Genomic DNA, 15,535 nt, shown 5'->3' with positions numbered 1-15,535 from the left:
CTGCCGAATACTTGGGCGACGGATGTCCCATCCCATGCCCCCTTTCCCCGTTTACGGCATCATGCCCAAACGGAACTCGATGTGTCAACGGAAACGGGGGAGATTCAGGCAGCCCATTGCGAGGAGTTCATCGAACGGCTGCCTGAGGGCTGGGCCACGCGTCTCGGTGAGAACGGCGCGCGTCTTTCCGGGGGAGAGCGGCAGCGGATATCCATCGCCCGGGCCCTGCTGAAGGACGCTCCCGTCGTGCTGCTCGACGAGGCGACGAGCTCGCTCGATCCCGAGAACGAGACGCTCGTGCAGGATGCCGTGGGACGGCTTTGCGCAGGCAAGACGGTTCTCGTGATCGCACATCGCCTGCGCACCGTGGCCGGTGCCGACCGGATCGTGGTGCTCGATCGCGGACGCGTGGCCGAGCAGGGCACCCATGCCGAGCTTATGGCCTCAGGTGGCCTCTATGCGCGCCTTGTGCGCATCCAGCAGGAGAGTCTCGGCTGGACTGTGGCTCGCCCGTAGCTTTTCGGGAAGCGCCGATGTAGGTTTCGCGCCGGCCGGCAGCTCCGTAAAGGCATGCATACGAGTTTGTCATTGTTTTTCGGTGCCCTTTTCCCACACGCGCTGCACCCGTTTGCATTTCCGCAGGATTCAACTGGGGAAATGCTAGAGGGTACGGCGCATGTGGCGCGGGGGCACCGAAAAACAATGACAAACTCGGCCCCGCCCTTTTCACGTCGCCCGCAGGACCCCGAATTCCCCGATTTTTATGCAAGATCGTCACGAGAATATGCGGTTTGCGCTACGAGGGCGCGTCGACAGGCGATCCTCCGGGGACGCGCCCGGTCACCGAGCGTGCGCGGCGAGCTGCCACGGTAGGCTCGGAATGCGAGCGCCCGCGCGCAGAGGAGTCGTTTCCCTCTGCGCGCGGGCGCGTGCTTTACTGCCGTTTGCCGAATCTCGAGGCGATCGCGGCGCCGGCAAGGGAGAGGACGCCGCCTACCGCAGCGACAAGAGGTGCGAGGAGGGAGGCGTCTCCCGTCTTGGCAAGCGTCTTGTTCGAGTCGCCTGCCGATGAGGTCGATCCGCCTTGGGGCGCGCCGGGCTGCTGCCCGATGCCCCCTGAGGCGGTGCCTCCATCGGAGAAGTCGTTGCCGCCGCCTCCACCGGATCCTTCGCCGCCATGATTCGGTTTGTCGGCTGCGGGGTCGTTTTCCTCGCCGCCCTGGCCTTCGTTCGAGCCTCCGGCATCTTCTCCGTCTTCGGAATCGTTGCCGTCGTCGCTATCGGAGTCGCCGTCATCGGGCGCGCCCGAGCCTCCGGATCCGCCGCCGTCCTCGGGCTTGCTCTCCCCGGAGCCGTCACCGTCGCCGCCTTCGGGCTGCTCATCTTCCGCGCCGTTCCCGGGCTGCTCGCCCGTATCGCCGTCTCCGGGTTCGTCGTCGTCCCCTCCGGGCTGCTCGCCTGGGTCGCCGCCCGTGCCGCTGTCGGGTCCCTGGTCCGTGTCGCCGTCCGAGCCGTCTTCCGGCCCCTCTGCGCCGCCTTCGCCTCCGGGCTGGTCTCCGTCACCGGCGTCTCCGCCCGTGCCGTCATCACCGGGGCCGCTGTCTCCGGTATCACCGCCGCCGGTGTCCCCGCTGCCGGCATCTCCGCCGCCGGATCCGTCATCCCCGCCACCCGGTTTCTCGTCCGAGCCGCCGGAGCCGTCACCGTCTTCCGGCCCGTCGCCGTCTTCCGATCCGCCTCCGGGCTGATCGCCCCCGGTGTCGCCGCCATCGCCGGCAAACTCCGTGCTGGGGTTCAGCCGCACGTCGTAGGCCACGACGCTGAACGAAGCCGGGTCGCCATCTCCCACGTCGCCGGTGAGCTCGAACACGCCGTCGCGCGAGAAGCCCGCGAGCTCGCCGTCCCGGTAGAGCTCCCACGCCGTCGTGGCGCGTGCGAGCTCGTCGCTGGGCATCGATGCCGTCACGCGCAGCGCGTTGCCCACGATGGCGACCTCGAGCTCGGGCTCGACCGTGCCGTCGGCCCCGACGATCTCCCCATAGGTCTTCGTCCCGTTGACGATCGCGGCGTCGGTGTTCAGCGAGAAGTAGCGCACCTTGCGCGGCATCGAGGGGTAGCGCGCACACCACTCCAGCACCTGGGGCGCCAGGTCGCGCTCGCCCAGCTCGTAGAGGTACTCGGCGAAGTTGTAGCCCGTTCCCATGGTGGACGCCACGGCCATGCGGTTGTACTTCACGCCCGTCGAGGCGTTCGAGGCGAGGTCCTCGATGGTCTTCACGGCCGCCGGATCGCCGCGCAGGATGCGCAGCGTCGCCCCGTAGGCCCCGTAGCGCTCCACGTCGGCTGCGGTCTTCTCGGAGTAGGGGCTTGCCGAGAAGTCGTAGCCCGAATAATCCCAATCGTCGAAGAAGTGCAGGCCGTTCCACCAGGTGGTCACGTGCGTCCAGATGTAGGTGCCCCAGTCCCCGCCGTTCATCCAGTCGGGCACGTACTGCGGGTCGGCGGCCATCTGCGCCAGCTCCGTATCCCTGCGCTTCGTGGCGTTCATGGCGTTCACGTGGTAGTGGGACGCCGGGTTGAACGCCGTGCCCGCCGCGCGCGCAGCCTCGATGCCGCCGTGCCGCGCGCCCGCGATGGAGTACAGGTTGTTGGTTTCCTCCGCCACCGCGATCACGTTGTTGTCGAGCATGTGCCCGTATTCGTGCGACATGCCCCAGCCGTACATGCTCTCGCCCGAGAGGAACGATGCGGCGCTGCTCTCGGGCATGTGGAAATACCGTCCATACGCGTACATGGTGGAGGGACTGGACACGGTGCGGGTGAAGGCCGTGTGCACGCGCGCCGTCGTGATGGCGTTGGGGCCGGTCGCCTCGTCCGCGTCAAAGCCGTCGAACGCCCAGTAGAACTCCAGGCGGTCCTGGATCGCCCGATTGGACTTCTCGATATAGGCGACGGCGTCCGTCTCCGACGCGATGCCCGCGTACGCCTTCGCCATGGCGGTGGCGCTCACGGCGAACTGCGCGTGCCCCGCATCACCCATCTGGATGAGCGTCATGTCCGCCGCCTCGCCCGCCTGCGCCCGTGCGGCATGGGCGCGGACCTGCTGCACGTAGTCCCAGAAGCGCTCCGGATGCGCGGGGTCGTGCTCGTAGAACGGGTGGGCGCCCAGGCCGGTGCCCAAGATGGGCTCGCCCCCGGCGTCCGGCGCGTCGGCCGACTCGATGCGCACGCGGGCCTTGTTGTCCGTGGAGTCGTTGCGCAGGTAGAGCATGGAGCCGTAGGTCTTGCCCGTCAGGTCGACGGTGATCTGGTTCGCACCGTTCACCAGCTGGGATCGCTGCTCCAGGTTGAGGGAGGGGTAGTTGTTCGTGTCGGTGACGCCCACCTGGCGCCATGCCACCGAGAGCTTGCCCGGGTCCTCGGCATCCACATAGACGGTGATGCGCCTGACTTCCCCCGGCTTGAGGTAGAGCCCGGTTGCGTCCAGGTTGTCGAACTGGTAGCCCTGCTGGGTCCGGCGCGCCTCGGCGCCCGGGTCGCCCAGCTGGGAGAGCTCGCGCACCGAATCCTCGAGAGCATCCCCGTGTTCGGCGAGGTAGGCGGCATAGCGCTCGGCCTGCTCGATCTGCTGCAGGCGAAGGCGATGCTCGGGCGTGTCGATGCCGCCGAAGTGCGTCTCCACCGCCTCGCGCAGCCGATCGAAGGCGCCCGGCTCGTCGAGCTCCTCGCGCACGGTGAGGCCGAGGCGGTCGGCGAAGGGGTTGTCGAGCACGTCGAACAGCGCGGTCACGTCCGACGGGGCGAGCGCGAGGTTGCGCGCGTCGGACTCGTCGATGCCCACCGAGACGATCTTCTCGGGGGTGCCGCCCGTGCGGACGGAGAGCCGAGGCAGCGTGTCGCGGGCGACCTCGGGGGAGGGGCTGGACGCCAACAGCGTCCCCGGGTCCCATGTGCCGGAGAGCACCACCTCGATGGGATCGTCGGTGGTGTGCTCCTCGGGCGCGTCGGCAAAGCGGAGCGAGCCTCCCTGCGCCAGGTTGATGCGGTCCGCGCCGTCGAAGCGCGCGGCTTTGCCCAGCTCGAGCGTGCCGCCCGCGTCCACGCGCACGCCGAAGGTGTTGTTGGGGGCGTTGTCTCCGATGGTGCCGCCCGTGAAGGAGAGCGTTCCGCTGTCCAGCACGTGGACGACGCCGTCTGACGACACGTTGGACGAATTGCCGGCGATGACGCCGCCCGTCATGCGCACCGTGCCCCGGGTCCACACGATGGACTCCGAATAGCTGGTGCGCATGCCGCGGATGGCGCCGGCGCGCATCTCGAACGCCGCGCCGCGCTCCACCGCCACGGCCGCGTTGCGCATGGCGAAGCCGTCGAGCAGCTCGCCGCCGTCGAGGACGAACGTGCCGCCGTGCACGTAGACCGAGGCCCACGGCTTCCAGGAGCACAGCGCGCCCTCGATGGCCGTGCCCGCGCGCATGGCGAAGGCCGACTGCTCGCGAATGGCCACCACGGCCTCGTTGGAATCGACGTCGGCGCCGTCGAGCACGAGCCTGCCGGAGGCGGGGTCTGCCGCCTCGAGCGTGAGCGATGAGCCTCCGAACAGGCGAAACATGCCCGCCGTCTTGCCGCCCTCGAGGGGGAAGCCGGCAGCGCGGGAGATGGTGGCCGCCCCCGTCGCGCGCAGGGTGATGGCGCGGCCCGCGTCGAGCACGACGGGTTCTGCGATGGCGATGTCGTCGGCGACCTCCACGACGTCGCCGGTCTGGGCCGCCTGCACGGCGGCGTTGAGCGTCTCGAACGCGATGCGCGCCCCGCCCCGGACGATGGCGATCGGGGCCTGCGAGGAGTCGGTCGAGCCGTCAGATGCGGTGTCATCCGAACCCGAGGGCGTTGTCGGAGTCGCCGGCGCATCGTCGGTATCCGCGGCGCCCTCGCCGCCCGTCTCGTGCTCGGCGCCGGCTGCAGGGGAGGCCGCGTCCTCGGTATGGGCCGTGTCGGGCAGGGCGGGCGAGGCGGGTGCGGCCTGCGCCTCGGCTCCCGGGAGCGCAAGGCTCGCGGCGAGAACCGTTCCCAGAACGGCGGGTGCTATTGGGTTGGGCATTGCTGTGTCCTTTCGATCTCGCGCCCAAGGGGGCGTGGGGTCGTTGCAGGCAGGGACATTCGTGAAATAACCTACCATCAAAGTAGGTTAACCGATGACCACGTTCGTCCCCCAAGAATCCATAGATGTGGACATGGGTTCATTGGGTGGGTTCATGGGGGACGGGTCCGTTCAAACCCATTTCCAGTGCTAAACAGTCTTCCTTCCGATGGACATGCGGTGCCTGACCGGTACCGGTTTTGGGGAAGCGACGACCGGTTCATGCCGTGCACGGCGCCCGTCGTGAGACGGGTCTGCGGAGGCGATCGATCGCCGTCTTCCTAGTATTCCCCGTCAGGCGCGCGCGGGACCCAGCGGAGGGCGATGCGGTGCGCACTTTTGGGAAGCGGGCTTGTACCGCAGGGTGTACACGGTGCCGTGTCGCGGGCGCCCAGGGCCCTCCTCGCTGTGGCGGCACGGACCGTCCACCGATGAAATCGACCGTTCACGGGCGGTTGGGAACAGGCAGATTACCTGCCGAGATGCGGGAAATAATCGAAGTGAGCAAAGAGCTCGAAGGATCCAAAAGGGGATCGGACGTATCGAGTAAGGGGGTGAGTCCAACGGGCACAGAAGAGACATCAGCCTTTGGGCCCGCTCTCCACGCTACTGAGGTTCGATAGCATTTGGGGCGAGCGGACTCGCCCAACGCAGAACGGCGCGTATCCGTGAAAGGCCGTTGAAGGGCGCCAGCGGGCCCAGGTTGAACAAGTGAATTCGCATCTGTTCCTACGGTAAGAGGTTTGAGGCGAGTCCAAAGTACAGAGCATGCGGGCGGGACGAAGGTCCCGCCCATTTTTTATGCGCATGGGTCATGTGGGGACGGGTTCGTTTTGACCCATCAGGAGCGCGGTGCTTTGGATGTGAGGTGCCAGCCGTTGCAGTAGGGGCATTTGTACACATGGAGGCCGCGCGTACCGTGGTTCGCACAGCGGGCGGCGGCGTCGAGCGCGTCGGCGCGCGTGGCGTAGCGGTTTTTCGACGCGCAGGCCTTGTCGTACAGCGCCTCTTCGCGCTCTGCCGCCAACTCGTCGCGGCGTGCCTGCTCGCGTTCGAAGAGGTCGCCCATGTCGCCCAGGGATGCCCTGAACGCACCGATGCGCTTGGCGTTTGCCGATGGCTTCCTGCTCGACATGAGGATCCTTCCTTCTTGGCGCCGCGACGCGTTGTGCGACGGGCGGCATGTTGCGCGATCTTCTGCTAGTGTACTGTGGCGGAGGTGCCGGATATGCCCAGGGCCAAGGACAACATGATGATGCCAACAACGGCGGTGGACCCGTCCGACCTGCTGGTGGTCGCTGCCGCGCCGGAGCATCTTGCGGCGGCGCGACGTCTTGCCGAGCACCTCGGTGCGCGCCTGGGGGCCTCTGCCGACGAGCTCGCCGATGTCCCCTTGGGGCTGGTTTTCGATGAGGAAGGGCTTGCGCTGGCGGGGGCGGGAATGACGCTGCGTGCCGACCTGACCGACATGAAGCCGCGCCTGAAGCCCGCGAACCTCAATCGCGAGCTGCTGGTCAAGGCGGCAAAGATCAAAGGGGCCGTGCAAACTCCGCTGGCAATCGATGCCACGGCGGGCTTCGGGCAGGACTCCCTGCTCTTGGCGGCGGCAGGGTTCAGGGTCAGGCTGTACGAACGCGATCCGGTGATCGCCGCGTTGCTGGCGGATGCGGTGCGCCGCGCATCGTTGGACCCCGACCTTGCCGAGATCGTCGCGCGCATGCAGGTGGTCGAGGGGGATAGCGCATGCGCCCTGAGGCAGCTGCCCGAGCCGCCCGATGTCGTCTACCTTGACCCTATGTTTCCCGAGCGCCGCAAGAGTGCCGCGGTCAAAAAGAAGTTCCAGCTGCTCCATCTGCTCGAACGCCCCTGCATGGACCAAGACGAGCTCATGGGGGCGGCCATGGCGGCCGCGCCGCGCAAGATCGTCGTCAAGCGCCCGCTGAAGGGTCCCTACCTGGCAGGCGCCAAGCCGAGTTACAGCATTTCGGGCAAGGCGATCCGCTACGACTGCCTCGTGATGAGCCGTCCGGCGGGGTAGAGAGCCGCCTGCCATGGGCATGCGATTTTGGCGTGCATACAGTCCCAGAAAAACCGCAGGTAGCGAAAATCCCTATGCATAAAAATCCGGCCGAAGTAAAACCCATCGATAAGGTAGGCTGAGTTTGTCATTGTTTTTGAGTGCCCGATTCCCACAGGCGCCATACCCCTCAACAAAACCGCAGGATTCAACTGGGCAAATGTCAGAGGGTATGGCTCGTGCGAAGAAATGGCACCCAAAAACAATGACAAACTCGTATGCATGGATTTTCAGGGTCCCGCGGGGAGCCTATCGTAGCCGATCTGCCTCCGTGGCCGGGTCGTGCGTCGAGCGCCGCCCGGGCTCCTATCCCATGGCCGCCTGCGCCACCGCGATGATCAAGGCGAACAGCGGGGTGACGGCGCTCACGACCACGCCGGCGATGGAGCAGATGAAGCCGACCGTCGCGGGCATGTCCTTGCGGTAGTCCGCTTTGCGCGCCCGCCGCGATACCACGATACCCGCGATGCCCGCCGCGACGCCGATGAGCTGCAGGGGGACGATGGGGGCGAAGCCCAGCAGGATGGCGAGGGCTCCCAGCAGAATCGATGCGTACTCCAAGGGCATGGCGGTCTCCCAGATTGTCGATATTGGCCGCGTTGACGTGCGACGATGGCATCTATCATACGACGCGGCAGACGGGGCGCCACCATATGTCGCGTTCCTCTATATCCGCATCGCGTCGCGCAATATCCGCCATAGGCAAGCCTTAAGAATTAAGGAACTTTCAAGGCTCCGTGCGCCTTGCGGTCATGAGCGCCCTGCATGATGGGAATACACAGCAATATGCGAAAGGCGAAAGGATCGACGCATGCGCGTGGTGGGCAACATCATCTGGATTCTTCTGGGCGGCATCTGGACCGCATTGGGCTGGCTCCTGCTCGGCTTGGTGTTCTGCATCACCATCATCGGCATCCCTCTTGGGCGGCAGTGCCTCAAGATGGCCGGCCTGACGCTTGCGCCGTTCGGCAAGCAGATCGTCTATGGCGGAGGTGCGCCCTCGTTGGTCGCCAACGTCATATGGGTACTGCTCGCCGGCATCCCGATGGCGATCGCATACTGCATTGCCGGTGTGCTCAACTGCATCACCGTCATCGGCATCCCGTTCGGTCTGCAGAGCTTCAAGATGGCAAAACTTTCGCTGCTGCCTTTCGGTGCCGAGGTGAGATAGCGCGCGGTCGTCCCGAGGCGCCGCGCGCTCGCGTAAACAAGGAGCGTGACAGCCATGAAAAAGATCCTGTTGATTTCCGGTTCCCTGCGCAGGCAGTCGTTCAACACGCAGATGGCGCATGAGGCCGCCAAGCTGCTTGAGGGGCGTGCGCGCGTCAAACTGCTCGATTTCTCCGCGCTGCCGTACATGAACCAAGATCGCGAGCAGCCGGTGCCCGAGGTCGTCGCGCGCGTGCGCACGGAGGTCCAGTCCGCCGACGGCCTGTGGTTCTTCACGCCCGAATACAACTACAGCTATCCCGGCGTTCTCAAGAACATGCTCGACTGGATGAGCCGACCGGTCAAGCCGGGGGAGACCGCAACAGCCATCGCGGGCAAGAAGGCGGCCATCTGCGCCGCGGCGGGCCGCTCCGCCGGTGCCGGCGCCCGCGCCAAGCTCAGCGAGCTGCTACAGGCCATAAAGGTCGACCTGATGGCGGAGCCCCAGCTCGGCGTGGTGCTCGACCGCGAGGCGTTCACGAGCGACGTGCTCTCGCTGACCGACGAGCAGCGCGCCGAGCTGGCAGAGCAGGCCGATGCGTTCCTGTTGTATCTAGGGGAACACTGATCAATTCATTCCGCACCGGTCGGCCCCGTGCCGGGCGCCTGCGGGCTCAGGCTGCGTCGGCGCAGCCCAACTGCGCCTTCCTCGCCTTCGCCCGCATCCGCCTCGCCACGGAACCGACCGCCGCGAAAGCAATTGACCAGTGTTCCCCTGGGAGAGTAGGCGTAAAGCCCCTCTCGCACCCTCGGCGCCCTCGCCGGCACAACATGCCGCCGAGGGCGCCTCGTCGCGTGCCGCGGGAGTATACTGGCGAGTCTGAATCGAGAGGGAGGTTGCTTCGTGGCGGCGACGGAACAAGGTGTGCGTCCAAGCGTGGGCGTGGTGCTCGAGGGCGGCGGATTTCGCGGGATGTACACGTCGGGCGTGATCGACGTGTGGATGGAGCGCGGGCTGACCGCCGACGCGACGGTGGGCGTGTCCGCGGGCGCGACCTTCGGCTGCAATTTCAAGTCGAGGCAGATCGGGCGCGCGCGGCGCTACAACAAGAAGTACTGCGCCGACCCGCGCTATGCGAGCCTTCGCAACTGGATATTCAAAGGCGACCTGTTCAGTCGGGATTTCGCCTACGGCGAGCTGCCGTGGAAGCTCGATGTGTTCGATAGCGCCACGTTCGCGGCGGACCCCATGCGCTTCACGGTCGTCGCGACCGACATCAACGCCGGCTGCGCCGTCTACCACGATCTTGGTCCGGGCGATGTCGGCGATATCGAATGGATCCGCGCGTCGGCCTCCATCCCCATGGTGTCGCATCCGGTCCAGCTCGAGGGCCGAGAGCTGCTCGACGGCGGGATCGCCGATTCCATCCCGGTGGCCTGGATGCTCGAGCAGGGGTATGACCGCACCGTCGTGGTGCTGACGCAGCCGGAAGGGTACCGCAAGGAGCCCAACAGCCTCATGCCGCTGCTGCGCGTCTGGCTGCGCCGCTATCCCAAGCTGATCGAGCTTTTGGCCGACCGTCATGTCCGCTATAACGAGACGCTGGACGCGATCGCGCGCCTCGAGCGGGAGGGCGCCGTGTTCGTCGTGCGCCCGAGCGAATCGGTCAAGATGCCGATGATGGTGCGCGACCCCGAGATCCTTGAGCATGCGTACCAAGTCGGCCGCGCGGATGCCCAGAAGACGTTCGACAGCCTGCTCGATTATTTGTCATAGAGACTATGGCGCGAAGGGCTCCGGGAGGGTACAAAGGGGCTGGCCGCATTCTGGTTCGCGCAGGTGCGGCGCACTCGATATATCCAGGTGAGGAGGAATCCCATGTCTGATTTCGTGACGACGCAGCGCCATGTGGTGACCCTGGCGAACGGCGACCGCGTGCCCGCGCTGGGTCAGGGCACATGGTATCTCGGCGACAGCCGCTCGACGCACGACCGCGAGGCCCAGGCGCTGCGCGCCGGCGTCGCCTCCGGCATGACGCTGATCGATACGGCGGAGATGTACGGCAACGGCCGCAGCGAGCGCCTTGTCGGCGACGCGCTCGACGGCGTGGCGGTAGCAGGGGGCCAGCTGCGCGAGGCCGACGGCACGCGCGCCAAGACGCTCGACCGCGACGAGCTGTTCATCGTCTCCAAGGTGCTGCCGTCGAACGCCGGAGAACCCGACATCTTCGACAGCTGCGACGAGACGCTCGAGAACCTGGGCGTGGACTATCTCGACCTGTACCTGCTCCACTGGCGCGGCATGGTTCCGCTGGCCGAGACGGTGGCCTGCATGGAGGAGCTGATCGCTGAGGGCAAGATTCGCGCGTGGGGCGTCTCCAACTTCGATACCGACGACATGGAGGACCTCTGGCGCGTGCCGGGCGGGCAGAACTGCCAGGTGAACCAGGTGCTCTATCACCCCGGTTCGCGCGGCATCGAGTTCGACCTGCTGCCGTGGATGCGCGATCACGGCGTCGCCCTGATGGCGTATTGCCCGCTCGCGCAGGCGGGCACGCTGCGCGGGCGCCTGTTCCGCTCGCCGGAGCTCGCCGAGGTCGCCCGTCGCCACAACGTCACGGTGCCCCAGGTCATCTTGGCATGGGACATCCGCGGCGGCGATACGATCGCCATTCCGCGCAGCTCGCGGCCCGAGCACACGCTCGAGAACGCGGCGGCCGACGCTATCGAGCTGACCGAGGACGATCTGGCGCTCATCAGCCGCGCGTTCCCGGCGCCTTCCTACAAGATGCCGCTCGACATGGAGTGATCCGCCGCGCTGCGTGCACGCATGCAAGCACGTTCGATCGCGCCGTACCCGGGCCCGTCTGCCGGTTTTCGCCGACAGGCGGGCCCGTTTTGGTATGCACCAATCGACTCGTTCCGCCCCACGGAGAGGCCTCTTCTCGCACGCTCGCATAGTGAGGTGCCCCGTTGACAGATGTTGTGCTCTGGGAAGCACTTTTAGCCCATACAATGATTTCGGATGGTGCTAGTGCAAGGAGGAGCCATGGCCGAGAATCTGGGACCCGCCCTAATTGATCCGGAGGGCTGCCGTCACAACCTGAGCGTGCGCGAGTATCAGCTCCTTGTGTCGTTTGCCACGCATGCGGGGGTGAGGTTTGCACCGTCCGGCGAGGCCGACGCGGTGATCACCACCGGTCAGGCGGCGGATATCCTGGGCGTCTCGCGGCGCACGGTCACGCGCATGCTCGACCGTGGGGAGCTCCCGGGCATTCGGCTGGGCCTCAACCATCATCGAAGCGTCCGTCTGGCCGACGTCCTCGCCTTCAAGGACCGCGGGGTCGCCAGCAGGGAATCATAGGGGCGTCTCGGACGCAGGGCTTGAGCGAATCGCCATGTCGCCGCCCGTGCCTGCAGGTACGGGCGGCGTGTTGCATGGGTGCACGTTGCGCGCAGGAGATGGAGGCGGGGGATCATGAGGGTTTTCATAGCGCTTGAGCTGCCAGAACCGTTCGTCGACGACCTCGCCGCCGTGGCGCGCCAGCTTGCTGTCCACGTTGCGGGCCGGTACATGAAGCGCGACACCTACCATGTGACCTTGGCGTTTTTGGGCGAGATCGACGAGGGGACGCTGCGCGCCGCCCTCGATGCGGTTGACGAGGCGTGCGCCGGCGCAGGGCCGATCCCGCTTCGCGCGTCGGGTCTGGGACGGTTCGGCGCGCCGAGCGATGCGACGCTGTGGCTCGGTCTGGATCCGGTGGGCGAGCTCACGAGGCTCGCGGAAGGGGTGCGCGAGCGCTTGGGGTCTCACGGGGTCCCGTTCGACAAGAAGGCATTCCGCCCGCACATCACGCTGGTGCGCCGGGCGAGGATCGCCGGCCGTCCGCTGCCTGCCCTCGCGTTCCCGTGCCCTGACGAGGCGTCGCGCGTCACGGTGTTCCGTAGCACATTGGATAGCTCGGGGGCGACGTACAAGCCGCTCTACACCGTCGAGCTCGCATAAGGGCGCCCGCATCCACCATGGCGGATGCGGGCGAGATCTTAGAGGGGATCGGTTGGGGGCTTCCCTTAGCCTTCCAGCAGCTCCTCGATGAAGCCGACGCGGTAGTTTTTGAACACCGCCTCGCCCTCTTCGGCCGTGGCGTCCAGATCGAGGTCGGCCATGATGCCGAAATCGTGATCCCCGTCGCTATCGGAGAATATCTGGTGGACGTGCCATACGTGCTCGGTCTTCTCGTCGCGCTCATCGATGGCGATAAACGCGGAGGAGCGGGCGTCGGCGTCCAGCAGCAGCACCTCGTGCGCCTCGAAGAACGCATCGAGGGCGCGCTGCCAGCGCGTCTCGGTCATGCCCCAATCGGCATCGAGGGCGCCCAGCTCGTCGACGTTGCCGGAACAGGCCAGCGAGACGCGGCGGATGAGTGCGTTGCGGACCAGAAGCGTCATGCCGCGACGGTCGGAGACGACCGCGTCGGCGTCCGTCGGGGGAGCGGCGTCCAGGGCGACCGGGTCGCCTGCCGACTCCCATTCGTCGACCAGGCTCGAGTCGACGGACCGCACGACGAAGCCCAGCCAGGAGATGATATCGGTGAGCTGTTCGTTGCGCTTGTCGATGGGGACGGTGCGGTCGAGCGAGCGGAAGGCCTCGGCGAGGTAGCGCAGCAGGATGCCTTCCGAGCGCGCGATGCCGAGCTTTTGGATGTAGCCCTTGAAGTCGGCGGCGCTTTCCAGCATGTCGCGCAGGACCGATTTGGGGCTCAGCGCGTAATCGTTCGCCCAGGGCACCTTCTCGCAGTAGCTCGCGAACGCGGCATCGAGCATGTCCTCGAGGGGCTTGGGGTACGTGATGTCGGCGATCTTCTCGAGGCGTTCCTCGTAGTCGATGCCGTCCGCCTTCATCTCGGCCATCGCGTGGGCGCGGGCCGCGCGCTCCTGCGCGCGCAGCACCTGCTTGGGGTCCTCGAGCATGGCCTCGACCATGGAGATGAGGTCGAAGGTGTAGGTCTCGCTCTCGGGATCGAGAAGCTCGAGCGCGGCGAGCAGGAAGGGGGAGAGGGGCTGGTCGAGGGCGAAGTCGTCGGGCAGGTCGACGGTCAGCGAATAGTCCAGGCTGCCGTCATCGAGCTCCTCGCGCACCACGACGCCCGAGTCGATGAGGGTGGCGAAGATCTCGCCGGCGCGCGCCGAGAGCACGAGCTTCTCCTCGGGGGTCTGCAGGGAGCGCTCGATGAGCTCCTCCACATGCGCCCGGGCGTCGCCGCCCTGCTCGACCATGGAGAGCACCATGGAGTGCGTGATGCGCAGGCGCGGCCTGAGCGTCTCGGGGGCCGATTCGATCAGGCGGTTGAAGGTCTGCTCGTTCCAGGTGACGAAGCCCTCGGGCGGTTTCTTCTTCTTGATCTTGCGCAGCTTCTTGGGGTCGCCTCCCGCCTTGGCGACCAGCTTGGCGTTCTCGATGTCGTGCTCGGGGGCCTCGGCGATCACGCAGCCCTCGGTATCGAAGCCCGCACGGCCCGCACGGCCGGCGATCTGATGGAATTCGCGGGCGCGCAGGCGGCGCATGCGGTGGCCGTCGAATTTCGTGAGCGCCGTCAGCAGCACGGTGTGGATGGGCACGTTGATGCCGACGCCCAGCGTGTCGGTGCCGCAGATGACCGGAAGCAGTCCCTGCTGGGCGAGCTTCTCCACGAGCAGGCGGTAGCGCGGCAGCATGCCGGCGTGGTGCACGCCCACGCCGTTCGACAGCAGGCGCTTCAAGATCTTGCCGAACGCCGTGGTGAAGCGGGTCCCCTTCGACGCCTCCTTGATGGCCTCGCGCTGCTCTTTGCTGGCGACGCCGAAGTTGGCGAGCGAGCTTGCGGTCGATAGCGCCGCATCCTGCGAGAAGTGCACGATGTACAGCGGGGCCTCCCCGCGCCGAAGCGCGAGCTCCACCGTTCCCTCGAGGGCGGTGTCCACGTACTCGTAGGCGAGCGGCACCGGCCTGGGGGCGTCCGCCACGACATCGACGTCGGCTCCGGTCTGCGTGCGCAGCGCGTCGGCGATGGCGGTGACGTCGCCCAGCGTGGCGCTCATGAGCATGAACTGCGCGTGCGGCAGCGTGAGCAGGGGGACCTGCCAGGCCCAGCCGCGGTCGGGGTCGGCGAAGTAATGGAATTCATCCATGGCGACGCATCCGACGTCGGAATCCTCGCCTTCGCGCAGGGCCTGGTTGGCCAGGATCTCCGCCGTGCAGCAGATGACGGGCGCCGCGGTGTTGATGTGCGTGTCGCCGGTGATCATGCCCACGTTGTCGCGGCCGAGCACCTCGACGAGGTCGAAGAACTTCTCGCTGACCAGCGCCTTGATGGGAGCGGTGTAGTACACGCGCTTGCCCTGCGCCATGCCCATGAACAGCATGCCGAGCGCGACGAGCGACTTGCCCGATCCGGTGGGCGTGCCCAGGATGACGTGGTCGCCGGCGGCGAGGTCCATGAGCGCCTCCTCCTGATGAGGCCACAGCTCGATGCCCTGCTCCTCGGCCCAGCCGAAAAAGCGCTCGAACGCCTCGTCGGGCGTAAGCCACGGTTCGGGCTCGCTGCCGTCCTCGGGCTCCCACCAGCTGGGCGAAAGGGCGCCGAGGGATCCCGCCGCGAGCTCGCCGGTACCCCCGGCAAATGAACTCGCCGAGGCGGTCGGCGCGGATGTCGTTGCGTCTGTCACGTCGTCTTCTTTCGTGAGGTCCTTGTCTGCGTGTTCACCATTATGTCGCAAGGTCGCATCTGAGGGAAACGCCGAACAGCCCGTTCCTTGGCGGGCGACTCCGGTGCCAACATGACGGGCATGGTTGCGACTATCTACATAACCGCAGGTAAATGGGTTGTCCAACGGAATGTGCGGCACCGGGCTCTGCGTGAAGGCGGGTGTAGTGCCGGGAATCCCGGCACTACACCGTAGATACTAAATAATACAACAAGTAGAACATATACTATATTGTTGCTCAAACGAATTTGGGACTCTTGGGTACATAGTTTCGGAGCAGTCCAGTAGCCCCTATTTCGTTTCTCCGCTGCGCCCGGGCGCGGCCCACGCGTCGGTTTGCGGCCCGCGCTCGCAGCGGAGATCATGCGTGAGGTCGCAGAGCATGATGGCGGGAATGCATAGGGCCATCGAATCCGTACCATATG

12 protein-coding genes are annotated in these 15,535 nt (G+C 66.5%); 8 read left to right on the top strand and 4 right to left on the bottom strand.

The features are described 5' to 3' along the window. Positions 1-516 carry an ATP-binding cassette domain-containing protein gene (locus tag B5F74_RS11240; RefSeq protein ID WP_087202538.1) on the top strand — a complete coding sequence of 172 codons (516 nt, stop codon included), beginning with the start codon at positions 1-3 and terminating at the stop codon, positions 514-516. 418 nt (positions 517-934) lie between these two features. Here the strand turns inward: B5F74_RS11240 and B5F74_RS12460 are convergent, their stop codons facing one another. Next, entirely contained in the window at positions 935-5,101 is a 4,167-nt protein-coding gene (locus tag B5F74_RS12460) for a M60 family metallopeptidase (protein ID WP_087202536.1), read from the bottom strand. An 880-nt stretch (positions 5,102-5,981) separates the two neighbouring features. Next, positions 5,982-6,275: a hypothetical protein gene (locus B5F74_RS11230; protein ID WP_087202533.1), complete on the bottom strand. Its 294-nt coding sequence runs from the start codon at positions 6,273-6,275 to the stop codon at positions 5,982-5,984. 93 nt (positions 6,276-6,368) lie between these two features. Between B5F74_RS11230 and B5F74_RS11225 the strand changes: the two genes are divergently transcribed. Further along, positions 6,369-7,178 (top strand): class I SAM-dependent methyltransferase, encoded by an 810-nt coding sequence (locus B5F74_RS11225; protein ID WP_087202531.1) that lies wholly within the window; start codon positions 6,369-6,371, stop codon positions 7,176-7,178. Between the two features lie 345 nt (positions 7,179-7,523). On the opposite strand, the gene B5F74_RS11220 is transcribed toward B5F74_RS11225, so the two are convergent. Next, the gene (locus B5F74_RS11220; RefSeq protein WP_066829488.1) at positions 7,524-7,784 is read right to left on the bottom strand and encodes a hypothetical protein; all 261 of its coding nucleotides are present in this window, start codon (positions 7,782-7,784) and stop codon (positions 7,524-7,526) included. 244 nt (positions 7,785-8,028) lie between these two features. Here B5F74_RS11220 and B5F74_RS11215 point away from each other — a divergent pair, with 244 nt between their 5' ends. The 6 genes from B5F74_RS11215 to thpR all read left to right on the top strand — a co-directional run bounded on the left by B5F74_RS11215 (position 8,029) and on the right by thpR (position 12,372). After that, positions 8,029-8,388 (top strand): YccF domain-containing protein, encoded by a 360-nt coding sequence (locus B5F74_RS11215; protein ID WP_066829487.1) that lies wholly within the window; start codon positions 8,029-8,031, stop codon positions 8,386-8,388. A gap of 54 nt (positions 8,389-8,442) precedes the next feature. Further along, a complete protein-coding gene (locus B5F74_RS11210) occupies positions 8,443-8,994 on the top strand; it encodes an NADPH-dependent FMN reductase (protein ID WP_087202529.1) in 552 nt (183 codons plus the stop codon). A 276-nt stretch (positions 8,995-9,270) separates the two neighbouring features. Further along, complete coding sequence (locus tag B5F74_RS11205) at positions 9,271-10,143, top strand: patatin family protein (protein ID WP_239283473.1); 873 nt, start codon at positions 9,271-9,273, stop codon at positions 10,141-10,143. Positions 10,144-10,245: 102 nt separating this feature from the next. After that, positions 10,246-11,175 (top strand): aldo/keto reductase, encoded by a 930-nt coding sequence (locus tag B5F74_RS11200; protein WP_087202526.1) that lies wholly within the window; start codon positions 10,246-10,248, stop codon positions 11,173-11,175. Positions 11,176-11,415: 240 nt separating this feature from the next. Beyond that, positions 11,416-11,730 carry a helix-turn-helix domain-containing protein gene (locus B5F74_RS11195; RefSeq protein WP_158095776.1) on the top strand — a complete coding sequence of 105 codons (315 nt, stop codon included), beginning with the start codon at positions 11,416-11,418 and terminating at the stop codon, positions 11,728-11,730. Between the two features lie 114 nt (positions 11,731-11,844). Continuing rightward, positions 11,845-12,372, top strand: coding sequence for an RNA 2',3'-cyclic phosphodiesterase (thpR, locus tag B5F74_RS11190; RefSeq protein WP_087202522.1), 528 nt, complete (start codon positions 11,845-11,847; stop codon positions 12,370-12,372). 65 nt (positions 12,373-12,437) lie between these two features. Here thpR and B5F74_RS11185 read toward each other — a convergent pair whose 3' ends face one another. Then, entirely contained in the window at positions 12,438-15,071 is a 2,634-nt protein-coding gene (locus B5F74_RS11185) for a DEAD/DEAH box helicase (RefSeq protein ID WP_087202520.1), read from the bottom strand. Positions 15,072-15,535 lie beyond the last annotated feature (464 nt).

The sequence above is a fragment of the Collinsella sp. An271 genome, assembly GCF_002159695.1.
In the GTDB taxonomy this organism is placed as follows: Bacteria; Actinomycetota; Coriobacteriia; order Coriobacteriales; family Coriobacteriaceae; genus Collinsella; species Collinsella ihumii.
Note: the sequence above shows the minus strand (reverse complement) of the source record. Positions and strands in the feature narration are given on the sequence as shown.